General features: G+C 49.0%; 24 protein-coding genes and 1 tRNA gene. 14 read left to right on the forward strand and 11 right to left on the reverse strand.

From position 1 onward, the window contains the following. Window positions 1–8 precede the first annotated feature (8 nt). The 4 genes from hybB to OSQ85_RS11705 form a co-directional block, all read right to left on the reverse strand. A complete protein-coding gene (gene hybB, locus OSQ85_RS11690; RefSeq protein WP_265823302.1) occupies window positions 9–1,184 on the reverse strand; it encodes a Ni/Fe-hydrogenase cytochrome b subunit in 1,176 nt (391 codons plus the stop codon). A 7-nt stretch (window positions 1,185–1,191) separates the two neighbouring features. Next, window positions 1,192–2,124, reverse strand: coding sequence for a hydrogenase 2 operon protein HybA (gene hybA / locus OSQ85_RS11695; protein ID WP_265823304.1), 933 nt, complete (start codon window positions 2,122–2,124; stop codon window positions 1,192–1,194). Then, window positions 2,102–3,205: a hydrogenase small subunit gene (locus tag OSQ85_RS11700; protein ID WP_265823306.1), complete on the reverse strand. Its 1,104-nt coding sequence runs from the start codon at window positions 3,203–3,205 to the stop codon at window positions 2,102–2,104. The genes hybA and OSQ85_RS11700 overlap by 23 nt, the downstream gene beginning before the upstream one ends. Window positions 3,206–3,788: 583 nt before the next feature. Continuing rightward, window positions 3,789–6,890 carry an FIST N-terminal domain-containing protein gene (locus OSQ85_RS11705; RefSeq protein ID WP_265823307.1) on the reverse strand — a complete coding sequence of 1,034 codons (3,102 nt, stop codon included), beginning with the start codon at window positions 6,888–6,890 and terminating at the stop codon, window positions 3,789–3,791. Between the two features lie 127 nt (window positions 6,891–7,017). On the opposite strand from OSQ85_RS11705, the gene OSQ85_RS11710 reads away from it, so the two are divergent. Next, window positions 7,018–8,058, forward strand: coding sequence for an HD domain-containing phosphohydrolase (locus tag OSQ85_RS11710; RefSeq protein ID WP_265823309.1), 1,041 nt, complete (start codon window positions 7,018–7,020; stop codon window positions 8,056–8,058). Between the two features lie 74 nt (window positions 8,059–8,132). Next, window positions 8,133–8,435 carry a GIY-YIG nuclease family protein gene (locus OSQ85_RS11715; protein ID WP_265823311.1) on the forward strand — a complete coding sequence of 101 codons (303 nt, stop codon included), beginning with the start codon at window positions 8,133–8,135 and terminating at the stop codon, window positions 8,433–8,435. A gap of 118 nt (window positions 8,436–8,553) precedes the next feature. Here the strand turns inward: OSQ85_RS11715 and OSQ85_RS11720 are convergent, their stop codons facing one another. Next, window positions 8,554–10,392: a UbiD family decarboxylase gene (locus tag OSQ85_RS11720; RefSeq protein WP_265823313.1), complete on the reverse strand. Its 1,839-nt coding sequence runs from the start codon at window positions 10,390–10,392 to the stop codon at window positions 8,554–8,556. A gap of 42 nt (window positions 10,393–10,434) precedes the next feature. Further along, window positions 10,435–11,283, reverse strand: a complete 849-nt coding sequence (locus tag OSQ85_RS11725; protein ID WP_265823314.1) for a LysR family transcriptional regulator — start codon at window positions 11,281–11,283, stop codon at window positions 10,435–10,437. Between the two features lie 481 nt (window positions 11,284–11,764). Here OSQ85_RS11725 and OSQ85_RS11730 point away from each other — a divergent pair, with 481 nt between their 5' ends. Next, a complete protein-coding gene (locus OSQ85_RS11730; protein ID WP_265823315.1) occupies window positions 11,765–12,919 on the forward strand; it encodes a YbfB/YjiJ family MFS transporter in 1,155 nt (384 codons plus the stop codon). Further along, window positions 12,907–13,107 carry a 4-oxalocrotonate tautomerase family protein gene (locus tag OSQ85_RS11735; protein WP_265823317.1) on the forward strand — a complete coding sequence of 67 codons (201 nt, stop codon included), beginning with the start codon at window positions 12,907–12,909 and terminating at the stop codon, window positions 13,105–13,107. Before OSQ85_RS11730 ends, OSQ85_RS11735 begins: the two co-directional genes overlap by 13 nt. Before the next feature lie 130 nt (window positions 13,108–13,237). Here the strand turns inward: OSQ85_RS11735 and OSQ85_RS11740 are convergent, their stop codons facing one another. From OSQ85_RS11740 to OSQ85_RS11750, 3 genes are all read right to left on the reverse strand, one after another. Next, complete coding sequence (locus OSQ85_RS11740) at window positions 13,238–13,756, reverse strand: nitroreductase family protein (RefSeq protein WP_265823318.1); 519 nt, start codon at window positions 13,754–13,756, stop codon at window positions 13,238–13,240. A gap of 331 nt (window positions 13,757–14,087) precedes the next feature. Next, the gene (locus tag OSQ85_RS11745) at window positions 14,088–14,573 is read right to left on the reverse strand and encodes a rhodanese-like domain-containing protein (RefSeq protein ID WP_265823319.1); all 486 of its coding nucleotides are present in this window, start codon (window positions 14,571–14,573) and stop codon (window positions 14,088–14,090) included. Between the two features lie 303 nt (window positions 14,574–14,876). Continuing rightward, window positions 14,877–15,191 carry an ArsR/SmtB family transcription factor gene (locus tag OSQ85_RS11750; protein WP_265823321.1) on the reverse strand — a complete coding sequence of 105 codons (315 nt, stop codon included), beginning with the start codon at window positions 15,189–15,191 and terminating at the stop codon, window positions 14,877–14,879. 227 nt (window positions 15,192–15,418) lie between these two features. Here OSQ85_RS11750 and OSQ85_RS11755 point away from each other — a divergent pair, with 227 nt between their 5' ends. From OSQ85_RS11755 to extS, 6 genes are all read left to right on the forward strand, one after another. Then, entirely contained in the window at window positions 15,419–17,620 is a 2,202-nt protein-coding gene (locus OSQ85_RS11755) for a molybdopterin-containing oxidoreductase family protein (RefSeq protein ID WP_265823323.1), read from the forward strand. Window positions 17,621–17,633: 13 nt separating this feature from the next. Beyond that, window positions 17,634–18,212 carry a 4Fe-4S dicluster domain-containing protein gene (locus tag OSQ85_RS11760; protein WP_265823325.1) on the forward strand — a complete coding sequence of 193 codons (579 nt, stop codon included), beginning with the start codon at window positions 17,634–17,636 and terminating at the stop codon, window positions 18,210–18,212. A gap of 9 nt (window positions 18,213–18,221) precedes the next feature. Next, window positions 18,222–19,157, forward strand: coding sequence for an NrfD/PsrC family molybdoenzyme membrane anchor subunit (nrfD, locus tag OSQ85_RS11765; protein WP_265823327.1), 936 nt, complete (start codon window positions 18,222–18,224; stop codon window positions 19,155–19,157). A 63-nt stretch (window positions 19,158–19,220) separates the two neighbouring features. Beyond that, window positions 19,221–19,637, forward strand: a complete 417-nt coding sequence (locus OSQ85_RS11770; protein ID WP_265823329.1) for a QcrA and Rieske domain-containing protein — start codon at window positions 19,221–19,223, stop codon at window positions 19,635–19,637. Further along, window positions 19,634–20,659: a cytochrome b N-terminal domain-containing protein gene (locus OSQ85_RS11775; RefSeq protein ID WP_265823331.1), complete on the forward strand. Its 1,026-nt coding sequence runs from the start codon at window positions 19,634–19,636 to the stop codon at window positions 20,657–20,659. Before OSQ85_RS11770 ends, OSQ85_RS11775 begins: the two co-directional genes overlap by 4 nt. Continuing rightward, window positions 20,632–21,405: a selenite/tellurite reduction operon c-type cytochrome lipoprotein ExtS gene (gene extS, locus OSQ85_RS11780; protein WP_265823332.1), complete on the forward strand. Its 774-nt coding sequence runs from the start codon at window positions 20,632–20,634 to the stop codon at window positions 21,403–21,405. Before OSQ85_RS11775 ends, extS begins: the two co-directional genes overlap by 28 nt. Window positions 21,406–21,414: 9 nt before the next feature. Here extS and OSQ85_RS11785 read toward each other — a convergent pair whose 3' ends face one another. Next, window positions 21,415–22,596 carry a multidrug effflux MFS transporter gene (locus tag OSQ85_RS11785; RefSeq protein WP_265823333.1) on the reverse strand — a complete coding sequence of 394 codons (1,182 nt, stop codon included), beginning with the start codon at window positions 22,594–22,596 and terminating at the stop codon, window positions 21,415–21,417. Between the two features lie 164 nt (window positions 22,597–22,760). On the opposite strand from OSQ85_RS11785, the gene modA reads away from it, so the two are divergent. From modA to modC, 3 genes are read left to right on the forward strand one after another with little or no spacing between them, the layout of a single operon-like run. Next, window positions 22,761–23,510: a molybdate ABC transporter substrate-binding protein gene (gene modA, locus OSQ85_RS11790; protein ID WP_265823334.1), complete on the forward strand. Its 750-nt coding sequence runs from the start codon at window positions 22,761–22,763 to the stop codon at window positions 23,508–23,510. A 2-nt stretch (window positions 23,511–23,512) separates the two neighbouring features. After that, a complete protein-coding gene (gene modB, locus OSQ85_RS11795; RefSeq protein WP_265823336.1) occupies window positions 23,513–24,217 on the forward strand; it encodes a molybdate ABC transporter permease subunit in 705 nt (234 codons plus the stop codon). Then, window positions 24,210–25,292 (forward strand): molybdenum ABC transporter ATP-binding protein, encoded by a 1,083-nt coding sequence (gene modC / locus OSQ85_RS11800; RefSeq protein ID WP_265823338.1) that lies wholly within the window; start codon window positions 24,210–24,212, stop codon window positions 25,290–25,292. Before modB ends, modC begins: the two co-directional genes overlap by 8 nt. 35 nt (window positions 25,293–25,327) lie before the next feature. Here the strand turns inward: modC and OSQ85_RS11805 are convergent, their stop codons facing one another. Continuing rightward, the gene (locus OSQ85_RS11805; RefSeq protein WP_265823340.1) at window positions 25,328–26,200 is read right to left on the reverse strand and encodes a DMT family transporter; all 873 of its coding nucleotides are present in this window, start codon (window positions 26,198–26,200) and stop codon (window positions 25,328–25,330) included. A gap of 168 nt (window positions 26,201–26,368) precedes the next feature. Between OSQ85_RS11805 and OSQ85_RS11810 the strand changes: the two genes are divergently transcribed. After that, window positions 26,369–26,441, forward strand: a tRNA-Gly gene (locus tag OSQ85_RS11810). The last annotated feature ends 26 nt before the right edge of the window (window positions 26,442–26,467 follow it).

Consider the following 26,467-nt stretch of genomic DNA (forward strand, 5'->3'; position numbering starts at 1 on the left):
CTGAAAATTTATGCGCTCTTCTTGTGCCCTTCAAGGTTGGGCATGATGGGGAACATCTTCACCAGCACCATGTAGCCGAGGATTTCAAAAGCCACGAGACCGAGGGTTATGAAAAACTCAGGCAGTGAGGGGAAGTATGACCATCCCTTATCTGGGTTGAAGCCGATAATATAAACACTGAACCTGTACCATGAACCGCCGACGCAGAGCATGACAGCGGAAACAAATACCCATCTGGGCGACATTCTGAAATGCTTCCATGTGAGCATGTACGCACCGCCCGCGATAAGCAGGGTTTCAGCGAGGAACATCTTCGAGTAGTAGTCCCCTGAGAAAGCCGTTGAAAGGTGTCCTCTGTAGTAAAGGTCAGCAAAGCGGATTATCAGCCATGCAGCAGTGAGGTAGGGAACAACTTTCGCGATTATCCTTACTTCCTTCTCAAAGGGTCTGCCGAACGCCACTGAAGACAGGGTGGATTCGAAAATGATCACTGAGTAGCCTATGTACATTGCGTTTATGAGGAAAAGAACAGGAAGGAAACCTGTCTGCCATATGGGGTTCAGCTTGGAACCGGCGATAATCATCATAGAGCCCAGTGAGGACTGGTGCATTGTAGGCAGCGTGATACCCAGAACGATGAAGAAGATAAGCACTTTATCAAGTTTCGGGTAAATTTTTCTGGCATATTCCTTGAGTTTCGGGAAACGGGGATTTGTGGAGTGCACAAACCTTTCCAGAATCGCAGGAAGAAGCTCAATGGCAAGAACCACGTTATATGCCATAACGCAGACAGCGACCTCAAACATTACCGAGTTTACCTGCCAGCGTGAAGGCATGAAGAAGCTGTAAGCGTTCCAGTACCTTCCAAGGTCCACCATAACGGAGAAGCCCGCAAGAGCGTAACCGAAGAGTGATGTAACGATCGCGGAACGGATAAGGGGGTGGTATTTCCAGCCGTTCATGATGTAAATCACGATAGCAAGGGCATAACCGCCGCAGGCAAGAGCCGTACCTGTTGCAACGTCATATGCAATCCAGATACCCCAGGGGAAACCGTCCGAAAGGTTACTCACCGCGCCGATACCCATTACATAACGGAGACCGATGCAGTAGAAGCCGATTACCGTGAAGGTAAGAAGCACCCAGAAAGACGGGGTGAGAATCTTCTCACGGTGTAGTGCCATATATTCATTACTTTTCGGAACCATGTTTATCCTCGTGTTTGGCATCGTGTCCGTGGCCGTGACCGTGGTGGTTTTTGCGGTTTTTAATCGCTACGAAAGCGAGGAAACCGTAAAGAGCCACAGGCGCTACGAAGCCTTTGTAAATAGTGTGCTGAATGTTCTCGGAGAAAGCCGCGTTCGAATCGAACTCAAGCTCTCTGAAGCCGAGGTTGCTGAAGCTTTCGCCGGCGATGTAGATAACGTTTGTTCCGCCGACTTCGAACTCTCCGTAAATCTCTTTCTGATATTTGCCGGGATTCTCAGCAAGTCTTTTTTTAGCTTCTGCGAGAAGGAAATCCCTTTTGCCGTAAATCACCGCTTTTGTGGGGCATACCTCGCAGCATGCGGGAATACCTTTATCCTTAAGGTTGGTGAACTTGCAGAGGTCGCACTTCACTATTTTCGGGAAAGCCTTGGGCCATTCAAACTTGGGAATGTTGAACGGGCAGGCAACCTGGCAGTAGCGGCAGCCGATGCATATATCTTTGTCGTAAAAAACGATTCCTCTGTCCTTTTCCTGCTGCATTGCTGCAACGGGGCAGGCGGAAACACATGAGGGCTTTATGCAGTGCATGCACTGATGCTTCACATAAGAGAAGTCGCCCTCACCGTCTTTATACAGTTTTATTATGTTTCTTGTCCTGTAGTCGAGGTCTTCGGGAGCGTCCCAAAGTCTGTCAGCGTCATTGGGTGCGGGAGCCGCGTCCATATCGTTGACATTTTTACAACTCGCTACGCATGCCTTACAGCCGACGCAGAGCGTGGCATCGTAAAGCATACCCACGGCTTCTTCATTTGCGGTGATGGGAGCAGAAGCTTCCGCCGCCAGCGGAGCGGCAGCAATGCCCGCGCCGCTGAGAGCCGCGAGTTTTATAAACTCACGCCTCGTCTTCTTCATCATTCTCCTCCTTGGGAAGGTTCGCAGCTACCATTGCGCTGGCACCTATCGCAGCGCCGCCTACAAGACCGACTATACCCGTAGTGAGCGGGTCAGCGCCTTTGCCCCTGCTTTCAGGGTTGGCATTGGGATAGAAATCGGGAGGAGTAGGGTTATGTACCTGAACTTTGTCGAAGATCGAAAGGTGGAACATAACATCGGGCTCGGTGCAGCCTATGCAGGGGTGACCGACTGAAACCGGCCATACGCCGACATCATTGAACCTCTGCACGGAGCAGTTAGCAAAAGTAGCGGGACCTTTGCAGCCGAGTTTGTAAAGGCAGTAGCCGAGTCTGTGACCTTCATCATCGAAGTTTTCTGCAAATCTGCCTGCATCGAAATGAGGTCTTCTTTCGCAGTGTTCATGTATTTTTCTGCCGTAGGCGAAAACAGGTCTTTTCTTATCGTCAAGCTCAGGAAGCTTGCCCAGTGTGAGGATGTAAAGAACAGTTGCAAGCAGGTTGTAGGGGCTGGGAGGACATCCGGGAACGTTTATTACCGGTTTGTCTTTAATAAGGCTGTCTGCGGAAACCGCCTGTGTGGGGTTGGGAGCCGCAGCCTGAACACCGCCGAAGGATGAACAGGTTCCGATATTGATGATTGCAGCAGCGCCTGCAGCAGCCTCAAGGAGAGAATCCTTAGCTGTTTTACCGGCGACTTTGCAGTAAATTCCGTTCTCAGCCAGGGGTACAGCGCCCTCTACGATGAGAATGTATTTACCTTTGTTCGCTTCCATTGAATCATGAAGCGATTTCTCCGCCTGATGTCCTGAACCCACCATGAGGGTTTCATGGTAGTCGAGTGAAATCATGTCGAGAATAAGCGCGGCAGGGGTCGGGTGGTCAGACCTTAAAAGAGACTCTGAACAACCTGTACACTCCTGAAAATGGAGCCAGATGACGGGCGGACGGTTATCGGACGTTGCCGCATCTGCTATTGCCGTATGCATTGAATAAGGAAGTCCCATCAAAGCCGTAACACCTACGCTGAATTTCAGCACGTCACGTCTTGAGACATTAGCCCCGAAAAGGCTGTTTCTGCTCATACTACACCTCTATTCTTTAAACCTAACCTAAAAAGTTAGCACTGTACAAATTACTAGTGCGTAACAAAATACCTAATAAAGAAATTAAAACGCGCTATACTTGCATACTAATTTTTTTGATGCAAGCCATAGACTAATCCTATAGCGCAACAAAATTGCGTTTTAATTTTTCAGGAATCACGGGGCGGCATAAGGCATTGTGAGTTATTTTGAGCATAAGATTTTTAGTTATGAGCAAAAAATATAAGGTATGATAAACTGAATGATCGTATAAAATCCTTTTCTCAAGGGGGAGCGGAGAGTTATTTTGAACTGACTGAACTAAAAATGATAATAGCAATTATCAACATATCTAAGTCATCTGACCATTTTTTATTTCATGAAAAACGATGTAAATTTCTTAAATAAAATTTATCAGCACCATTTCCTATAACGCGATTTCTTTAATATGAAACATTGGAAGGTAAAAAATAGGTCAACTAATTACCATTTCAATCATATTTTCCGCCCCCAAATGTAGCACAAAACTCCTGATATGTGCTACATTTAGGACATCGATCAATGGAATGACAACAAAGTTGACTTAAGGTTTAATGGAAGCCAGCGCCGCTTCCAGATACTTTACCTGAAGTGCGAGATACTCAAACAGGAAGGGGTATTCGCAGTCATGCCCGTTTTTGGCGCATTCGGAAATCTCCCTCGCTTTCTCTGCAATCCGCTTCAGGCGCAGGTTGCTGGCTGCTCCGTATACACTGTGGGCAACTGCCCCAATTCTGGCGTAATTCCGCTCAGTAAGCGCATGCTCAAGATTTTCGTACTGTTCTTTAAACTGCTCGATAAAATTGTCTAAAAGTATAATAACGTCTTCTTTTTTAAGCCTTAACCCGTCTATTACATCGGAAATAAGCTCAGAGCCCGCTCCCATTCCCGCAGTGGGATAGGCGCGTTTTTGTCTCATTGACTCAAGGCCGTCTGAGGATTCATCGAGATACTTATGCAAAAGCCCGTGGAGCTCCGAAAAATCCAGCGGTTTGGGAAGAAACTCGTCCATACCGTATTTACGGAAGTTCTCATCCACAAAAAGCCCTATATTCGCTGTGAAGGCTGCGATTGGGGTTCTCTCCATATTCTGTCTGGCCTCAAGCTTTCGTATCTCCGCAACGGCTTCACACCCGCTCATCACAGGCATGTTTTCATCTATCAGTATCAGGTCAAACTTGTCCGCAGTGAATGCCGTCACAGCCTCCTTACCGTTTTTCGCCCAGACATAATCCAGACCGTATGAACCCAGAATGAGCTCCACCAGCTTGGCTGTGGTCTCGTTATCATCAGCTATGAGGATTTTCCCCTTGAAAGCCCCCACAGGTCTTTGCTGCATTGAACTGAGCCTTGTGCCCCCGTAACCTTCGGGCAGAAGGAAATCATTTATATCAAGCGAGAAGAAGAAGCGGCTGCCCGCCCCCTGCTCACTCTCAAGCTCAAGCCTGCCACCCATCATATCAACAAGGCTGGAGGCTATGGCAAGCCCAAGCCCCGTGCCTCCGTGGGTTTTTGTTGATATATCCTTGCTGGTGTCAACATAAAAGCGGAAAATCCTCTTCTGGTTCTCCTTTGGGATGCCTATGCCGTTATCCGTCACCGTGAAGCAAACCTTTTTCTCATCCTCTCTGTAGTCAGCCCTGAGTTCAGCCCTTCCCCCCACAGGGGTAAATTTAAGTGCGTTGCTGATCAGATTGCAGAGTATCTGCTTAAGCCTCAGCGGATCTGAGACCATGTACACAGGCAAGGCATCATCCTTAACCAGCGTAAGCTCTATGTTTTTCTCCCTCGCCTTTGTCCTGAATGTGGAGATTACCGCCTTGAGCTCATATTCGAGTTTAAACGGCATATAACGTATCTCCATACGGCCGTTGTCAATTTTCGAATAGTCGAGAATATCGTTTATCACAGAAAGCAGTCCGGCGCCGTTCTCTCTTATCACTGCTATGAGCTCTTTCTTTTCCGGTGCGGTTTCCATCTGCCCCAGAATATCCAGAAAGCCGAGCATTCCGCCCAGCGGCGTTTTTATCTCATGGCTTATGTTCGCAAGGAAGTCAGACTTGGCTTTTTCCGCAAAAACAGCTGTGTTGACAGCGTTTTCCAGATCCGTTACATCATTGAGAGTGACCAGCATGTACGGCGGCTCCCCGAAGTTAAGCTTTGAGGCACGCACCTTGTAAACCCGCACTATTCCCTTCGGATCGCGCATTTTGCATTTCTCGTTTATTATAATATCCACACCGTCAAAGCAGCCATGTTCCAGATAGCCTTCCTGAGAGATGAAAAGCTCGCTGATACATCTGTGCTGCTTTTTAAAGCTGTTCAGATCATCAAAGCCGAAAAGATCAAAGAAGGTGCGGTTAATTTTCACTGCCCCCTCATTTTCTGAGCGCAGAATTACAATGCTCTCCTGATTGTCCAGAATTACCGATGTCAGTTCCTTCTCAAAATTAAGCTCCGCGGAGGTAGTGCGCACCAGAGTGGTAATAGCCTTGAGGGAGCGGTTCTCTATCCGCTTTTTCTCCATCTGCTTGCGCCTGAAAGCATCTTTGGATTCACTGAGGGTCATGAAGGTGGTGGTAACATTAAGCAGTTCGTTGCAGCGGTTCGCCTGAAAATATTCCCCATAAGTAAAAAAGCCCACGCTGCTCCCCATGGAAGCCAGCAGACGAAGCTCTATCTCCATTCCGTATTTGAGGAAAAACCTGCGCCCTGAGCATGTATAGACAAACACACCTTCAACCGGAACACCGCTCATGGCATCAAACTTCGCATATGCTCCGGTATCGGCGAAATCCAGATTGCCGAAACCGAAGCGCACAAGACTGCCTTTCTCGATATTTCCGGCAAAAAGCACTGAACCGTCATCATATTTCGCCACCGGGCTTCTGGCCACCTCTATCCCTCTGCGGAATGTGATGAGCGGAAACTCTATTCCGGCATCCGGCAGACCGTCCGTTACCTCATGCCCCAGATAGCGGCGGTATATATCAACAGCGGGTATGTCGTTTATGGTGTAAACCCTGCCCCCTTCGGAGGAGGTGACTGTCATCATCTCCCCCACAGGCTCCCAGCCGAAGAGATAATCTGTATGAAGTATGAGCTCCTCTCCGCTGAGAGCGGCGCATACCACACCTCTGGCGGCGAATTTATGATCAGTGAAAACAAAGGTTTCGGTGTATGAATAATCATCGGCGGCCTTTCCGCCTGCTATGAGAACATGAGGAGCAGTCTCAGCCAGACGGGCTATCAGTGCCTGACCGTCGCTGTGCAGACCGTCTGTGAAAATAATCAGCCCTTTTGTGCTGCTGTCTATTATATTTGCTTTTATCTCATCGGCAGCTTTGATCATGTCACTGCCTTCATAAAAGAAGGGTTTAACGTCCGAGAACTCGAAATCCGCCACAGAAACAACGACAGAACCTTCCAGTATTTCGCCTTCCAGCACCTCTCCGGCGCTTGTACAGCCGATTACACAGGAATTTTTTATTTTTCCTGCCTCAGCCGCTATAGCTGTTATCTGGCGCATGCTGCCGCTTCCGCCGAAAATCTGCACCAGCCTGCGTCCGTTCTCGTGCAGACTTATATCAGCAAGCTTTCTTTTAAGCTCTTCCGCGTTGCTGCAACTGAAATTAAAAACCTTCATGCACCATCCCCTCGTTAATCAGGCTTTTTGCCGCAGGCACAAGCACAAAAACATTGTAAAAGCTTGCTTCAAATGCAACAATATATAGATTATAATGTCTATTAATCATTAATACTAGGGATCTTGGATGGATTTTTTCTTTAACATTATTGCAGTAGATGACAACAAAATTAACCTCATGCTCATTGAGCACCTTGCGGGAGCCATCGGACACAGGGTCACAAGCTTTTCCAACCCGGAAGAGGCGCTGGCTTATGTTCAGACAAATGAAATAGATGTGGCGCTTGTGGATTATATGATGCCGAAGATGAACGGTATAGAACTGACTAAAATGATAAAAACAATCCAGCCTGATGTACCTATTATAATGATTACAGCCGTCAGTGACGACAATACAGTGAAGATCGGCGCTTTCGAGTCCGGGGCAACGGAATTCCTCACCAAACCCATAGACACCACAGAGTTTAAGGCGCGCCTTAACAACATCCTCACCATAAGAAAATACAGAAAAATGCTCAGCGAACGTGCGCTTCACCTCCAGTCCGAGGTGGAAAAGGCAACGGAAGTCATCCGCGCCAGAGAATTTGAAGCCCTCTCACTCCTCGGCCGCGTGGCGGAATACAGGGATGAGGAAACAGGGGAGCACATACTCCGCGTGGGGCATTATGCAAGAATCATAGCAGAGGGGATGGGATGCCCAGCGGAATTCTGCGAGCAGATACTGCACATTGCGCCCCTCCATGACATAGGCAAAATTGCCGTGAGCGACACTATACTGAACAAGCAGGGAAAACTTACGCCCGAAGAGTTTGAGACCATGAAAAAACATACAATCTTCGGGTGCGATATACTGAAAAATGCCGACTCTCCGTATATAAGAGGCGGTGCGGTCATAGCCAGATACCACCACGAAAAATATAACGGTTCAGGCTACCCGGACGGACTTGCGGGTGAGGAAATCCCCATCGAAGCGCGGGTTGTTGCCCTTGCTGATGTTTTTGATGCCCTCACATCGAAGCGTCCGTATAAACAGGCATGGCCTTTTGAGCAGGCCGTGGAATATATAATGAACGAAAGAGGCGCACACTTCGACCCCAAAGCTGTTGATGCCTTTCTGGAAGGGATCGACAGAGTTGTGGAGGTTTACAACAACCACAAGCATGTGTGAATGAGACTGCTTCACCCTGCGGGTTCGCAGTGACACTTATTGCGTTCAACATGGGTTGATACGGGTTAGGGGATATGAGTTCTGATGGTAAAAAAGGTTATGTATATATTGTCACAAATAAAACCTGCACAACACTCTATACCGGAGTCACAAGCAACTTTATTAAGATAATTTATGAACATAAAAACAAACTTCTAAACGGATTCAGCAAAAGATATAACCTCAGTATTCTTGTTTATTATGAATGTATTGAGACAATTGAAGCAGCCATCGCAAGAGAGAAACAAATAAAAGCCGGAAGCAGGCAAAAGAAAATCGATCTAATTCAAAGCATAAACCCTGACTGGAAAGATTTGTACGAGAGTATATGTGAATGAGACTACTTCACCCTGCGGGTTCTTACGCTATTGCGTCCGGCTTCTGAAACAGTCATTGCGAACCCTGAAAGGGTGAAGCAATCCACTCCTCAGCACTATTTTTTCATCAGTTCCGCTGTTACCCCAGCCCGGCCAGAACACCGCCCTTTGCAAAGAGAGAGTCCACCCTTTTCTCAACATCCTTATCCATAATAAGCGGCGGGGCATGGTGTGGTTTGATTCTCGCATCAATCACCAGTGAGCCGCGGCAGCCGAAGTGCTTGCTCACTGTTTCCGCCTCTATTCCGTAAACATCACTCGCCGGGTTTGACCTTGTAAAAGTAACCCAAAGCAGGTTCGCCATATTCCGTGCGGTAAAATCACTGTCATCCGCCACTATGATAAGCGGAAACCTGTTTATGGGGTGATCTGCACTGAAACTGCGCACAAAAGCATGCATCGCCTGATCTTCCATTCCCCTCGGAGCATCGGCTTTTCTCCCCTTTACAACCAGTACGCCCGGCATAGCGGCCTTTGGTTCGGAAAATCCGTCAGGGAGTCCGAGACCGCCTCTTATCTCGGCTGTCAGTTCCCTTATCTTCCCGCCGCATGCGGCTATTACGAGCTTGGAGCCCTCATTGAGGCCGCTGCCGGAATAGTCGAGGGTGTCAATAGTGGTCGATGTCTGAAAATGGAGATCCCGCCGCCAGTCAGCCCTTTCAAGCATATGCCTGAGAAATGCCTCAGTATCATGTATATCCAGTTCCTCGTTATCAAAGTAATTGGCGATAAACAGATATTTCGCCAGTGAAAGCTGCCCCTGCCCCAGCACCGCATTAGCCTGCGTGAGAAGCTCCTTCGGGCGGGGATTGTTTTCGTAAGGTGCGTAACGCTCACTCCCGATCGCAAAAAGCAGCGGATGTACGCCCGCCGCATCAACAGCATGCACTGCCTTTATTCCGGGCAATACCTCCGGTATCAGCCCGCCCGTGAGCTCATGGATAAATTCACCGAAGCTGGTGTCCTCCTGCGGGGGTCTGCCGACGGTGGTGAAGGGGTATATTGCGCCGTCACGGTGATACACCGCATCAACCTTCATAACCGGAAAATCGTGTTTCAGACTGTAATAACCTATATGATCGCCGAAGGGTCCCTCCGGCTTGGTTTCGTTTCCGTAAATATGCCCGGAGATGCAGAAGTCTGCCTCGGCCGGAACGGGAAGGCCGTTCGGAGTTCTGCCGTATGATATGCGTCTGCCGCCGAGAACCCCCGCAAAAGCAAGTTCCGGCATCCCCTCCGGCAAGGGCATTACGGCAGCCACGCTCAGAGCCGGAGCCCCGCCGATGAAAATATTCACAGGGAGAGGCTCGCCCCTCCGCAGAGCTTCCCTGTGATGCACACCTATTCCTCTGTGGATCTGATAATGCAGTCCGGCCTCGTTATCCTGATATTCGTTGCCGGAAATCTGCACCCTGTACATGCCCAAATTTGATGACCGGAACCCCCTTGCAGCGGGGTTTTCCGTATACACAAGCGGCAGAGTGACAAAAGCACCGCCGTCCATAGGCCATGAAACAAGCTGAGGAAGATCTTTAAGAGTGCATTTATTTTTAAGAACAGGAGAAAAACGCCTGCCTGCGGGAAGAAGCCTGTAAGCTCCGGCAAAGGCTTTCAGAAGAGAAGAAAAATCCATAACAGCCTCTTTGGGGCTGATTTTCATTCTGACCATAGCCTCTATAACTCTGAGGCTGTCACGGAAGATATACCTTGTTCTCTCTGTTGTGCCGAAGAGATTGCCGAGCATGGGAAAACGGCTCCCTCTCACATTTGTAAACAGAAGCGCAGGGCCGCCGGCCTCATACACCCGCCGCTGAACACAGCCTATTTCCAGATAAGGATCAAGCTCCGCATTCACCCTTACAAGCATCCCTTTTTTCTCAAGATCCGCCGCGCATTCAGAAAGATTTCTATATCCCATGCCATCACCGTGATTTTATTTCAGATATATATTTAACAACATTCAGCCTGTTTCAGTCAAAAAGTTTTTCCTCAGCAAAGCCGCAAAAGCATCCGCAGCGGCAGAAGGTTTTATGTCTCTGCGGTATATGTAGTTTGTTTCAACAAGGCTGAAGTCCTCCTCCATCTCCCTGAAAGGCACATTGTACCTGCGCATGATTTTCTCCGGCAGGCAGGTTATACCCAGCCCGGCGTTTACGCAGCCGAGTATGCCGTCCAGAGTGCTGAGCTCTATTATTTTTACATTCTGCTTGCCGGAGGAGAGAGCCCATTTTTCCGCCACATCCCTGTAGGAGCATCCTTTTTTGAACACAATCATCGCAGAGGGGGACTCTATCTCCTTCTTTGTCCCGCCGAGAACCGCCGGAATCTTGCATATATGCACTGATTCAATATTCTCGTTTCCGCCCACACTCCCGGTAAAAGCCCCGTCCAGCCTGTAACCGATAATATCATCCACCAGAGCGGAGGAGGCATCCGTTTTGATAGTCAGTTCCACCTGCGGATATTTTTTTTTGTAGGCAGCCATTGCAGTGGGGAGACACTCTGCAAATGTTGTGTCTGTCAGGCCTATGCGCACCTCCCCCTTCCACATAGGCTTTAGTTTAAACTCAGTGTTTATCTCCGCAGCAGCGGACATTATTTTTTTGGCGTACGGCAAAAGTCTTTTACCGTCAGATGTTATTTCCACCCCTCTGCTTTTGCGGTAAAACAGACTGACATTCAGCTCATCCTCAAGTTTCTTGAGCCTTGCGGTAACATTTGACTGCACCGTATTGAGTTTTTCCGCGGCAGATGAAATTGTACCTGTCCTGTAAACCTCCAAAAAGATTTTCAGTTCGTTTAAATCCATACATCACCATAAAATAAGCATATTTCGTGACATATGATATATCTATGGCGTAATATTTGTTATCACTTGTATTGATGTAAACCCATGATAATATCGTTAAAAATGAACTTTTAAATGAACCGCGCGGTATTTTTCACATATAAGAGAAGAGTGTCTGCGGGATGTAAAAAAACCGAAACAGTCAAAAACAGTTCAGCTAAATCAGTTGCCCGGACAGATAAACATTATGAAAGTTAGCAGAGCCCGTGCGGTATCACTGCGCAATCTAAGTTACCCCTGGGTTAAGTATATCCTCTTTATCCTGAAAATAAATTAAACATCCGATTTTTTTTATCCGGGAAGAAACCTGCTCATTTATTACAGACCGAAGGTAAAGAGAAGGCATAGCCGCCGGACCTGCGGACATCAAATATCCGTTAAGATCTCTTTAATGGTTGTGCTGCTGCAAACATATGATAATATCGGGAAATACGGAGGAAGGATGAAACATTACCAGGCGGTTCTTCTCGGAGGAGCGGCGGCTATGTTCACAGCCATGGGCATAGGAAGGTTCGCATACACTCCCGCAATCACTTTCATGCTGGAAGCAGGCATTCTCAACACCGCTCAGGCGGGGTTCATAGCCTCTGCCAATTTTGCCGGCTATCTCGGCGGAGCACTGTATTATACTCTGCGCACTCCGAAAAAGCATACATTCGAAATATCTCTCGTGCTCAGCGTCCTCACTACCGCAGCAATGCCCCTTTTCAGCGGCCTCGTCTGGTGGAGCGCAATCCGCCTGCTGTCCGGATTTTACAGTGCGGCGGTGTTCATCTGCGCTACGGAAAAGGTTTACACAGCCCTGTACAGCAATAATAAGCAGAATCTTGGCGGTCTTCTGTTCTCCGGTGTGGGAGCGGGGATTGCATTTTCATCATGGTCTGTCCCCTTTGCAGCCTCATTCGGCGGCTGGGAGGCATCATGGTATTTCATAGGCGCGGTGTGCGTTGCCGCTGCATTTCTTTCATACAGACTGGCGGGCGGAACATCCGCCGCACCCCGGAAGGTAAGCGAAATAGACAACACAGGCATATGGAGCCTGCCGATGTTTCTGCTCTCGTGCGCGTATCTTCTTGAAGGCGCGGGCTACATTATTGCGGGAACATTCCTTGTGGATATAATAAAATCATCATCCGGCTCAGCCTCCGCCGGGTTCACCGGATGGGCGCTTGCGGGGATAGCCGCAGTGTTCTCAAACCTTTTCTGGTCTAAAGCGGGGCACAGGTTCGGCGTTTTCAGAGTGCTTATGCTCCTCTTTATCCTTCAGGCGGCAGGAATGCTTCTGCCCGCTTTCAGCAGTTCTGTGTGGGCGGCGTACCTGTTCGCAGTAATCTTCGGCGGAACATTCCTCGGTGCTGTGGCTTTGGCCTTTGCCTGCGGCAGACTCATGCTGCCTAAAGGAAATACTGCGCCGTTTCTCACTGTTTTTTACGGTGTGGGGCAAATAATCAGCCCGTGGATAGGCGGCCTGATGGCTTACAGATCCGGCAGCTTTGCTGCGCCCATGATTTTCTCATCAGCCAATGTAGCGGCGGGGGCACTGCTCACCGCACTCGCCGGAGCAGCATATATAAGGAGGAACAAATGCCGTTCGTAAATATCAGAATCACCAGAGAAGGCGCAACCAAGGAACAGAAGGAAAAACTCATCAAAGGCGTTACGGATCTGCTTGTGGACGTTCTGGGCAAAAACCCTAAAACAACTTTCGTTATCATAGACGAGGTTGAAACAGACAACTGGGGAGTGGGCGGGGAATCCGTCACGGAACTGCGCAAAAAGCAGTAAGCACACTGAGACGGGGCATCCTCTGCCCCGCCGTACCCAAGGCTGACTTGCAACTGAGATTGCTTCACTTAAGTTCGCAATGACCGCTATAAGAGTCACTGTTAGGAGCAAAGCGACATTCTTCGCTCCGTTAAAACCTGTTCAGGCGTATCTTGTTTTTCTGGAGATAATTATCGGGGTGAGGCTCAGGTGCTTCCGCAGGATGACCTATTGCCACCATGGCAAGCACAAGGTAGCTGTCCGGAATACCCAGCAGCCTGCGCACGTAGTCCTCTGACTTTGTTCTGTCGTCCTTTTCCCTCTCCCTGAGCTGAATCCAGCAGCTTCCGAGACCGAGTGAGGCCGCAGTGTAGTGCAGGGTGGCTGCGGCTATGGAGCAGTCCTCCACACACATATCGCTCACGTCCCTGTCGCCGATGATAACATAAACAATGGCAGCGCCCCTGGCGAAGGATGAGCCGTGCTTTTTAGCTTCGGAAAGCTTCGCAACCGTCTCCCTGTCATCAACAAGAATAAATTCCCACGGATTTTTTCCCCTCGAACTGGGGGAGCGCAGAAGGGCTTCCGAAAGTATTGCTCTCTTCTCGTTTTCCACTGGTTTATCAGTATATTTCCTTACGCTTCTTCTTTTTCTCAGCAGTTCGATCATTGCACGGCCTCCGTAATCATATATGATGATTATCACGGTATTAAGTTCCGATGCAATAAAATAAAGTCCGGCATTTCCCGGAACAGCGGTTTTATTTAATTTCAGATTAAACCCGCTTCAAAAAATCTGCTCCTTTCCAATCCGCGGCATTTCAGGGACAATTCATAGCTATTCAATAGTTAATTATTAATACCAATAGACAAATGAACAATCGGCCAAAAAAAGGAAGAAAGCTGTAATAAAAACATAGCAGAGAAATAAGTTATTAAAATATCACATATAAGCATATTAATGAAGCAGAGGCAGCCGGAACCCGGCCGCCTCATGAATATCAGTTAGAAAACTTGTAGCCGGAAGGCTTTATCTCACCGATGTATGTCTGAACGCCATACCCGGCTTCAAGCCAGCCCACTATCCCGCCTTTCATATTTACTGCGTTTTTGTAGCCCAGTTCATTCAGAAGCTGAGTCGCAAAAGCGCCTCTTGCGCCTGTTTTGCAGTAGACCACAATTTTGTCATCAGCATCAAGCTGACCGGCTGCTACCCACTCAAGAAGCCCTCTGGGAATTTTTTTGAGTGTTCCAGCATCGATAACCATTCCCTGTTCATCGGCCTCTCTTATGTCCAGCATGATAAACCGCCCTTCTTTTGAGGCCATTTCAGCCACCTCAGCAGGGGAAACTTCCTTGATTGCTTTTCTGGCTTCCGCCAGTTTCGCATCACGGATTTTGGCAAGATTTTCCGGCGCAGCGGCATTCGCGCTGAAGCTCAGAAGCATTGCTGTGAGAGCTCCTGCGATAATCAGAACCTTTTTCATGATACACCTCCAAATAAACATACGTCAGTATACCGAACATACCGGAAAAGCGTCAAGGCGATGTGTGATTTATTTGTCACTCATTTTCGTATTAAACTGATACAACAGATAAAATAAAGCGAAGACAAAAGAGTAAATTCAGATAGGTTTTTTTTGATTATTTGTATCGGAAAACGCATATTGAAGCTGGATTAGGCTGATAAGCAGAGGTGATAATGATTCCGGGTATTCTTTCACTACATGAATAGCGGCTGCGCTATAAGAAAAACAAATGCCTGAAACAGCAAAATACCTAAATAATCACTAAGCCCTTGAGTTTTCAATCAGCTTGTCGTGCTCGATGCACCCAAGCAAACTGCTCTTGATGTAACCGGTCTGAAGAACGAAAAGTGTTTTTCTTCCTTCCTTGTAGGCTTTCAGCAAGCCGGCATCCTTCATCAGATTAACGTGCTTTGTAATGTTGGTTCTTTCGCAGTCGAAGGCTTCTTCGATCTCATAGCCGTAGCGGGGTCTTTCGCAGACCATCTTTGCAATGCGCAGACGCACAGGGTTTGCAAGCGCCTTGAACAGCCCCAGTACTTCGTCTAATTCTTTTTCGTTAAGGTCTCGTAATGCCATGTAATCTCTATATATTATATATATTAGAGAGTCAATCACTTTGTTATAAATAGAAATATAGGAATAACTGATTGAGACATTCAATTTTACTTATCAAACGGGATAATAGTGATTTATTTGTCACTTTTTATTGACACTTTTTACTCACGGAACTAATCTACCTTTAATGTTTATTTACAGTTCAAATATGCGCTAATCCGCATATAAACTTCAAAACGAGGGAATCCATGACAAAATGCAGAATCTCCCGGAGACGTTTTATTCAGGGAACGGCCTCAGTGGGCGCAGCATTGGCGTCCATGTCATCTTTCCGTCTGCTTACCGGCAGCTCATCAGCCGTTGCAGAACCCCAGCAGGGAGTGACATATGCCCAGAACTGGTGCGAAATGTGCTTCTGGAAGTGCGGTCTCACCGCAAAAGTGGTCAACGGAAAAGTGAGAAAACTTGAAGGACAGCCGGACTGCCCCAGCAACTTCGGCAAACTTTGTGCAAAAGGGAACGCAGGCGTGTTCCAGCTTTATGACCCCGACAGGCTGAAAACACCTCTTATAAGAGACGGTGAAAGAGGCTCAGGCAAATTCAGAAAGGCAACATGGGAAGAAGCAATCACATATGTTGCGCAGAAAACCAACGAGCTTAAGGAGAAATACGGCCCCGAAACTTTCAGCCTTTTCTGCCACGGCTCAGGACAGGACCCGTTCATCCAGATGATGGAAATAATGGGTTCACCCAACATATGCGTACCCTCATACTCACAGTGTACCGGAAGCCGTGACATCGGCTGGGCTCTCTCCTTCGGAAAGCCTGTGGGCGGCAAGGAACCTGTGGACTCCCAGAACTCAAAATGCATCATGCTTCTGGGCAGGAACATTGCCGAGGCTCTCCACGTGGGCGAAATGCAGGACTTCGTGGAAGGCGTGGCAAAGGGCGCACACGTTATCTATGTTGACCCCCGCTTCACAAAAACAGCGGCGAAGGCCAACCAGTACATGATGATAAAACCCGGAACAGACTCCGCTCTGCTCCTCGGCATGATTAACTACATAATAGAAAAAGAGATCTACAGTAAAGACTTTGTGGAAAACTACACCTACGGCTTTGACCAGTTCAAGGAGCACGTGGCTGGCTACACTGTTGAGTGGGCTTCAGAGATAACTGAAATCCCGCAGGAAGAGATCATAAAGGCTGCGGAAAAGCTCTGCAAGGCAGCTCCGCGCTGTTACGTGCATCCGGGCAGAAGGCTCACCAGATACGGCAACGACACTCAGTTCACCAGAATTGTGGCATGTCTTAACATGCTTCTGGGCAACTGGGAGGTCAGAGGCGGTCTGTACCGTACAATAGGCTTCAAGTACGATGCGCCGGCAATGATCGAGTATGACAAATCCCATGCGGAAAGGGCAGACGGCTCAGGCAGTGAGGAATTTCCCCTTGGGCCCAAGAACCTCGGCTTTTCCAACGGAACAATCAAGGCTATAGCCGAACAGTCGTCCCCGCTCAAAGGGATGTTTATATACGGCTGCAACCCGCTGCACCACCACGGGAATACAGACACTGTCAGAAAAGCTATAGAAAACACTGAACTGATAGTAACATGCGAAATCTACATGACGGACACCGCATGGTACTCCGACGTTATTCTTCCCGAATCCACCTACCTTGAGCGCACTGAGCCTGTGATCACCACAGGACGCAGAGCAGGTTTTGTGCAGTACAGGGAAAAAGCCGTTGATCCAGTTTTTGAAACTCTCGGAAGCTGGGATATGGTAAACAGACTCCTTGAGGCCATGGGCTATGAAAACAGGTTCATGGACATAAGCGAGTACAACAGGCTGGCATTCGAATCCCTCGGCGTTGACGAGGAATATATGAAGAAAAACGGCGTATTCATAGGCAACGAAAGCTCCCCCTACCCTGTGGAGGATTACGAAGAGGAACCCTCTTTCAGAACCCCCTCAGGCAAGGCCGAGTTTTACAGCAACCTTGCCGAGCATTTTTCATATCCTCCCATGCCCTCATACGAGGAAAACCCCGTTCCGGCGGAAGGCGAGTTCAGGCTGCTTTTCGGCAGAATAAGCTTCCACACCCACGCACGCACGCAGAACAACGCATGGCTCCTTGCCCTGCACAAGTCCGAAGTGCCCCTGTGGATTCACACCGAAAGGGCTAAGGCGCTTGGAATAAAAGACGGAATGCAGGTACGCCTTGTTAAGGAAGGATTCAAAAGCAACCCCTGTACAGCGAGGGTTGTGGACTACATCCATCCTCAGGCGGTATTCCTCCCCTACGGCTTCGGTCATGAATCAAAAGGGCTCACAAGGATAGTCGGCAAGGGAGCCAGAACATCGGACTTCACCTCCGACCTCACAGACCCCATAAGCGGCGCCGCAGGCTTTCACAACGGCTTCGTGAAAATTGAGATCGCTTAGGGAGGAATCTGAGATGAGCACAGCAGATAAAACAAAAAAATTCGCAATGGCATACATAGTGGACAGATGCGTGGACTGCAAAGCATGCATGGTGGCATGCAAGGCGGAATGGCAGGTTCCGGAAAACGATTTCCGCACGCATATAGACACAGGCATAGCCCCGGCAGTGACAGAAAGGCTCAGCATGCACTTTCTTCCCCATCAGTGCAACCACTGCGACCATGCCCCCTGTGTGACGGTCTGCCCCACAAAGGCAAGCCACAAAAGAGAGGACGGAGTTGTGGATATTGACAACCGCAAGTGCGTCGGCTGCCGCTACTGCATCCCCTCCTGCCCCTACAACGCAAGGTTCTTCAATAACGAACTTGGCGTTGCGGACAAGTGCACCTTCTGTCTGCCGAGAATATACGACGGCCTCATGCCCGCATGCGTAACAACATGCCCCGGCAGGGCAAGGGTTTTCGGCGATGTGAACGATCCCGAAAGCGAGATCTCAAAGGCGCTTAAAAACGCCGCAGACAACAGGTACAGAGTCTGGACCCTCCGCAAGGATCTGGGCACTGAGCCTAACATTTATTACATCCAGAAGTAGGAGGACAAAATGGAATTTCAGACAGGCTTCCATTGGTACATAGCGGTTTATCTGTTCCTCGCGGGTGTGGGTGCGGGCTCCATAGTTGTCGCCTCCCTCGCGGATATGTACGACAGACAGAAATATATATCATTCATAAAAGCGGCAAGCGTGATAGGCATGCCCCTTGTTTCCATAGGTATATTCTTCCTTTACATCGACCTCGGTCAGGGAATGTACAAGCCGTGGCTCCTTGCGCTGCTGTTTGTAAACCCAACATCTGCGATCATGTGGGGTACGCTTATACTTACTATCTTCACAATACTTTCGCTGATCTACGGTGCTTATAACCTCGGCATACTCGACTGGTTCATCAAAAAAGCGGGATTCCTGAAAATATTCAGATCCCTCGCCGCAAGCGGCTTCATGAACTGGGCGCTGATCATCACAGGCATACTCACCGCGGGCTACACGGCGGTTCTCCTCGGCGTGCTTAAGGCAATCCCCTTCTGGCACCAGACAGCCCTGCCCATACTCTTCATCATATCCGCCTCATCCACGGGAATTTCAGGTGCGATGGTGGTGAAGGAGCTCTTCTTCAAGGAGGAGGCTCATCTGGCGAAAATAGAAACCACTCACTTCTACCTGATAATGCTTGAAATCCTGCTGCTCATAGGCATGATGCTCATAGCTCTTCAGGGTGTGCCTGAAATGAGGTTTTCAGCCCTTGCGCTCCTCACCGGAGAATTCGCGGTTGAGTTCTGGGTGTTCCTTGTGCTTCTTGGGCTTGTGGTTCCGGCTTTTGTCTTTGCCTTTGTTGAGGCGGGCAAACTCCACATCAGCGGCGGCAAGCTTGTTTTCTTTGAGCTGCTTGTACTCGCCGGCGGTTACTTTCTGCGTCATCTCATACTCCACGCAGGTGTTTACACACAGAAATTTACCGACTATATTATGATTCATTACTGAAACCTTAAAAGCCGCGGGCGGTTAACCCCCGCCTGCGGCATCGTTTTATTCGGGATAACTTGAATGACAGAGCAAAAAAGCATCTCCAGAAGAGGATTTCTGGGCAGGCTTGCGGCACTGGCCGCTTCCGCCTTTTCCCTCTGGTTTATTTACAGATTCCTCACCCCTGCGAGTTCAGGCGGCGAAATACTGGTTCAGGCTCAGGAAGCCGACATACCCGAAGGGGGAGCGGTTATCTTTCCCGATAAAAATATAGCCGTGATGCGGATGGACGGCGCTGTGAGCGCAATGTCACTGGTATGCACCCATCTGGGCTGCACAATAGCCCTCGACGGCGACAGGTTCGCCTGCCCATGCCACGGAAGCATATTCGCCCTTGACGGAACAGTGATAAAAGGCCCGGCTGAACGCAGACTTGACACATACAGAACAGAAACCGCAGACGGCATGATAACCGTATTCAGACAGGTGAACGCGTGATAAAGCGCTATCTTGTTCATCTATATCCCAAAACATTCAGCAAAGCGGCAGTAAACGGAACTCTCTTTATGGGCGGGCTGATAACCGCTCTCTTTCTCAGCCTGTGCGTAACGGGAATTCTTCTTCTCTTCTATTACTCACCGGAAAGCTCCGCCGCATATTTATCAATCATCCACCTTGAGGAGAAGGTCTTCGGCGGGCGCTTCATCCGCGCAATGCATCTGTGGAGCTCACACATACTGCTCATTGCCCTTGCCCTGCACATGGTGCGCACCATATTCACCGGAACTTACGCTGTCAGGCCTTCCAACTGGAAGCTGGGCTATATCCTCTTCGGTCTTCTGGTTTTTGAGGCCTACACAGGGGTTCTTCTCCCTATGGATCAGCTTTCATACTGGGCCACCAAAACAGGGATGGAGCTTGTAAACGTCCTCCCCTTCGGTGATTTCATCCGCAGACTGCTCACGCCGGACGATGTAGGCGGCAGGCTCTCACTTATAAGGTTTTTCGCCATGCACATAGCCCTCATCCCGCTTCTGTGCGTGTTTCTCATATCCGCCCATCTTTACAATGTCCGCAGGGACGGCGGCCTGCACCCGAAGGATGACAGAACAAAAACAAAGAGCGAGCCCTATCTCTTTAACCTCACATGGGTTATTGCGGCTGCGGCAGTGGCGCTCCCCGCTGTGCTGGCAGTTGTTTCCGGCGCTCCCCTTGAGGAACCGGCAGATCCAGCGCTCCCCCCGAACCCTGCAAAAAGCGCATGGTTCCTGCTGTGGATTCAGGAGATAGTAAGCTGGAAGGCATGGCTGTTCAACCCTTTTGCGGTGCTGTTTATCCTGTATTTCTTTCTGCCTGATTTCCGCAGGAAATATCAGCCGGAAACAGCCGTCTGGTTTGCGAAAAAAGATGCTCCCGTCTGGGGGATCACGCTGTTTCTGTGTTCGGCTGTTCTTGTGCTCACGGCAGTTGCAATGTTTTTCAGAGGTGAGAATTGGTCGCTCGTGCCCTTTTACTTCTGATTTTTCTCAGCCTTCCTGCTTTTCCCGCCTTTGCGTCCATGTGCGTGAAATGCCACAAGCCCCATTATGAGAAAACAGGCTCATGCACTGTCTGCCACAGGGGAAACAGTGAAACAAGCCGGAAAAACATAGCCCACAGCGGGCTGATAACAAAGAAATACGCTGACTTCATCATAAACCGTCAGGCTGTCTCCGGCGGCGGAAAAACCATAGAAAACGCCCATTGCAGAAGGTGTCACGTCACAGGGGGCAAGGGTAATGACATAGCCCCTGACCTTGATACCGAAAGCAGACGCAAAACCGCAGAAACACTGAAAGACAAGCTGATGAAACCAACGGACTACATGCCTGATTTCCGTATGAATGACAAGACTGCCGAAGATTCCGTCAGGTATATCCTTAATGCGGGGGGAAGCGCAAAAAAGGTTTCGGGAACAGCCCCTTATGTTGTCTTCATAACTCAGGGCAAAAAGAGCGCTTTTGATGGAAAATGCGGCGGATGCCACAGGCTGCTTACCCGCAAAAAAGGCGGAACAGGGCATGGGAACACCGCACCGAACCTTTCCGGACTGTTCAGCGAATATTACCCCGCTGATACCGTAAAGATGGAAGGCGGAAGATGGAACAGGGAAATACTGATTAAATGGATTAAAAATCCCAGAAAAATAAAGCCGGATTCACTCATGCCGCCGATCCTCCTCACTCCTGAGGAGGAAAAAAGAATAACAGCCGAATTTGAAAGCTGATTAAACCTTTCAGGACAGACGTTTTCTTAAGAAAATCCAGTTTATCATCACAAACACCGCAACAGAGGCAAACAGCAGGTTAAACACCGCAAGCCTGTGGGCATGTGTGCCTGAAACTATGAACATGCACAATGCGCCGAACATAAGCTGTGTGAAAACCATGAATGACGAGGCGGAACCTATATCCGTGTTCACCTGCTCGACTATGAGATTGTTGCTCAGGGGTCTGTTCATGCAGATGAAGAATGTGGTAAGGAACGTGAAGCAGGTGAAGAAGTACCACGCGGAAAAGCTCAGCATCCACAGCCCGCCTGCGGCAAATACAGCACCGCCGAGGCAGAAAGTGATGAGCGTATTCGGCTTAAAGTATTTCAGCATCCTTGAGCACACAAACGCGCCGAACATAGCCCCGAATGCGTTAAACGCGAAGAGGAAGCTGAACTTTGATTCTGAAAAGCCGTTTATGCCTATGTAGTATATGGGTGAAAAGGCAATGAACGCATAAAGCGGCCCCGCCGAAATACCTAAAGTAAGGTTGGTGCGCATAAACTTCCAGTTGGAGAAAACATTGCGGTATCTGAAAAACACCCTGTACCACTCTCCGCTTAACCGCTCCTGAATAGTTTCCTGAAACAGGAACGAAACAGCAAATGTGCATGCCACCATTGAGGCCTGTGTGAGAAAAATATATCTCCACGAACCCAGACTGAGAAGAAAAGCCCCGATCATAGGCGCCACCATAGGCGCGACAGCCAGAACAGTGCCGAGATATGCAAACGCCTTCCGGCGCTCCTCCCCCTCGTATTTATCCCTGCATATTGCCATAACCATGGCAGAAGGAGCGGCTGCGCCTGCACCCTGTAAAATGCGGAAAAGTATAAGCTGCCATACATTTGCGCTTAATGTGCATAATACGGAGGAGAGAACGAACATAAACAAACCGCCGAGAAGCACAGGCCGTCTGCCGAATTTATCCGAAAGCGGGCCGTAAAAAAGGAGCGACGAACTGAAACTGGCAAACCACAGCACAAGGGAAAGGTTCACCAGATGCTCCCCCACGTTCCACTCTCTGGCTATGATGGGAATCGCCGCCAGATACATATCAGTGGCAAGGGGCGGGGTGGCTCCTATCATCGCCAGAAAAATTATGTAAAGTCCTTTATGTCTGTTAATATCAATCATTACTCTCATTCAATCACCTATGCGAATTTATAACTATGCACATATGTTTCCATATTTTCAATGCCTATTACATTTTTTTACACTCGATATAAGAAAGGCAAATCAAAAGCATTGACTTAACCCTTCACTCGCTATATACATTCCTACATAACGATTTCAAAGAGGTAAAATTTATGAGAATACTCCTTATCGCATTATGCCTGCTTATCAGTGTTTCAGCCTTCGCCAAAGATGTCACTGTCTTCGGCGCGGCTTCCGTAACAAACGCGATGGATGAAATTATCGCCGCTTACAAAAAGGAAAAGGGCGTTAATGTCATAGCTTCCTACGCATCCTCCGGCCCCCTTGCAAAACAGATAGAAAACGGCGCTCCCGCAGATATTTTCATATCAGCTAACATGAGCTGGATGGATTATCTGCTTGAAAAGGACAAAATTGAGGCAGGAACAAATGTGCCCTACCTCGCTAACAAGCTCGCTTTTATCGCCCCTGTCTCCTCCAAAACAGAGAAAATATCAGGCCTTGACGGAGCCACAGTGAAAAAACTCATCGGCAGCGGCAAGTTCGCTATGGGCGACCCTGAGCACGTTCCCGCCGGGAAATACACTCAGAAGGCAATGGAAGGCTGGGGAATCTGGAAGGATCTTGAATCTCAGGCAGTCAGAATGCAGGACGTAAGATCGACTCTCGCCATGGTCGAACGCGCCGTCCCTTACGGCTTTGTTTACTTCTCTGATGCCGCAGTCAGCAACAAGGTAAAGGTTATTTCTCTTGTGGATGATTCTCTCACAGGGAAAATAATATATCCCATGGGCATAGTAAAAGGAAAACGCACTCCCGAAACGGAAGCATTTTACAATTTCCTTAAAACAGACTATGCTTCTGGAGTTTTTCTGAAATACGGATTTATTGTGGTGAAGTAAGCATGTTTAACCTCTCGCCGATAGAGATTGAGGCGATTTATCTCAGTATGAAAACTTCTCTCTGGGCGGTGCTTGCCGGGCTGATCCCCGGCATTGCCGCCGCTTATGTTCTGGCGCGCAAGAACTTTCCGGGCAAGCTGCTTCTGGACGGACTGCTCCATGTGCCCCTCGTTATCCCTCCCGTTGTTACGGGCTACCTGCTCCTCATAACCTTTAATGACAATGCCCCCATGGGCAAGCTGCTCAACAGCATCTTCGGTGTGGGCATAGCCTTCTCATGGAGGGGTGCGGTAGTTGCCTCAGTTGTGATGTCCATGCCTCTTCTGGTGCGCAGCGTCCGGCTTTCCATAGAGGGCATAGACAGAGGGCTTGAGGAGGCGGCAAAAACACTCGGCGCAAAAAGATGGCGGGTATTCTTCACAGTCACCCTTCCCCTTTCAGTTCCGGGTATTATAACGGGAACAGTCCTCGCATTCGCCAGAAGTTTAGGTGAGTTCGGAGCCACGATAACCTTCGTTTCCAATATCCCCGGCGAGACAAGAACCCTCCCCGTGGCACTGTATAACCTTACCCAGACTCCGGGTACTGAGGCTGCGGCGCTCCGGCTCTGTATAATATCAATAGGGCTTTCCGTAGCCGCTATAGCCGCGTCCGAATACCTTTCCAGAAGAGCCGCGCTTAAACTCAGGGGAGCAGCCAATGCTTGAGTTCAGGGCATTAAAGCACTATCCGGCTTTCACTCTGGATGTTTCATTCAAAACAACAGAAGGAATGGTGACAGGGCTCTTCGGGCGCTCAGGCTCCGGCAAAACCAGCATAATCAACATTGCTGCGGGGCTTGTTAAACCTGATGAGGGATATGTATCCGTCGGCGGCAAAGTTCTTTATGACAGCAGAAATAAAATCAACCTCCCTGCGCCCTCCCGCAGTTCCGGCTACATCTTTCAGGACGGCAGACTTTTCCCTCATATGACAGTGGAGGCCAACCTCCGCTACGGAATGAAGAGAAGCACAGAGAACGGACACAAGGCGAAGTTTGATGATGTTGTGGAGCTTCTTGGGATAGGCGAACTGCTGAAACGCAGACCGCACAGGCTCTCCGGCGGTGAAAAGCAAAGGGTGGCTATCGGGCGCGCCCTGCTCTCCTCGCCCGACTTTCTCCTTATGGACGAACCGCTTTCCGCCCTTGATTCCAACAGGAAGGAGGAGCTTATCCCCTTCATCGGCAAAATGGTGCAGACCTTCAAGCTTCCTGTGCTTTATGTAACTCACTCTATAGATGAGCTTTTCAGCCTGTGCGATAATGTGGTGCTGATGAATAACGGAAAATGCACTGATTCGGGCTCTGTGGAGGATGTTGTGTCACGTCCGGCAAACAGGGAGATACTCAGCCTCAGCGGACGGGTAAGTGTTCTGCGGGCTTATGCCGTTTCGGAAAGCGAGCCCTCAATCATTACATTCGAAAACGGAAAGCTTGGCATCCCCACTTCAAAACACGCAACAGGAACTGAGCTTCGTGTCGCTGTGCATTCCGATGATGTGACCCTTGCACTGAATAAGCCAACAGGGTTAAGCGCCAGAAACATAATGAAAGGCACTGTAACAGCCATGGACAGGAGTGATGATGGTGCGGTTGCCGTCACTGTGGATGTCGGACTTCCGGTCTACGCCACAATAACACGCTCTGCCGCTTCGGAACTCGGCATAAGGGCAGGGATGGAGATTTATGTAATAATGAAAACCATCGCCCTTTCAAGACTCAGCGTTCCTTTTATACATTAATGGTAAGTAAAGGCGGCAGACGAAGCCGCCTCTGTTTACTTCGCCTTCCTCACCACATCCCGCATCTGGAGCAGAACAGAGAGAATAATGATACCCAGACCAGCGAAGAATGATGCGTTGACCTCGCTCATCTCCCTGAAAATCACTGCCGCCAGAATAATCGTATAGATAGGCTCAAGGTTATATGACAGATTCACGGTGAAAGCCGAGATCCTCTTGAGGGCATAAATTTGCAGAAGCTGCAGCCCTATTGTGCAGAAAACCGCAAGGATGATAATAAAAAACAGGTTCCGTGCATCGGGAATCACTGCTCCTGCGCCGAAGAAATAGAGATACACAGGGGCAAGGGCGGAAAGGAAAATAAGCCCTCCTGCTATCTCATAAAAAGTGAGCAGCGGAATATACGAAAACTTTGGGATGACAAGCTTGTTCATGGTAATCGCCAGCGCACACGCAAGGGAGGAGACTATGCCGAGCCCTATGCCAAGCCTGTAGCGGCTGTCAAAATGGAATATAAGCAGTATGCCCGCCACGGAAAAGAAGCCGTAGAAAAGCTCTTTGAAGTTGAAACGGATTCGGAGCATAAGCGGCTCCAGAAGGGCGGTGAAGAATCCTGTCAGAGAAAAGCAGACCACACCGACACTAACGTTTGATGCCTTTATGCTTCCGTAAAACAAAATCCAGTGCAGACACAGCACAGCGCCAACGCCGGCTGCCTGTATAATCTCCTCTGCACTGTAGAGGCGGAATTTCCCGCTGAATTTCAGTATAAGCCAGAAGCAAAGTGCGGCAACAAACACACGCCACCACACCAGCGCACCCGCATCCAGAGTGATGAGACGGCCGAAAAGTCCCGTGAAACCCGCTATGAATATGGAAAGATGGAGTGCTATGAATGCCTGTTTCATACTTTTAAGGAAATTTCGCCGGAAGGCAGAATGAGACTGATTTTGTAAGTTTTCATATCCGCTTATATCACTGCCGCGTTGCGCTTGCAAATCATTTCATATTCTCTGAAAATTATTTAATTTTGTGATGATTTTTTCTGAAATAAGGTATAAAGAACAATAACACATGCGGGCGTAGCTCATCAGGTAGAGCGACAGCTTCCCAAGCTGTAGGTGGCGGGTTCGAGCCCCGTCGCCCGCTTTATTTTTATATTTATTATGAATAAC

This window comes from Geovibrio ferrireducens, assembly GCF_026226615.1.
Classification (GTDB): Bacteria; Chrysiogenota; Deferribacteres; order Deferribacterales; family Geovibrionaceae; genus Geovibrio; species Geovibrio ferrireducens.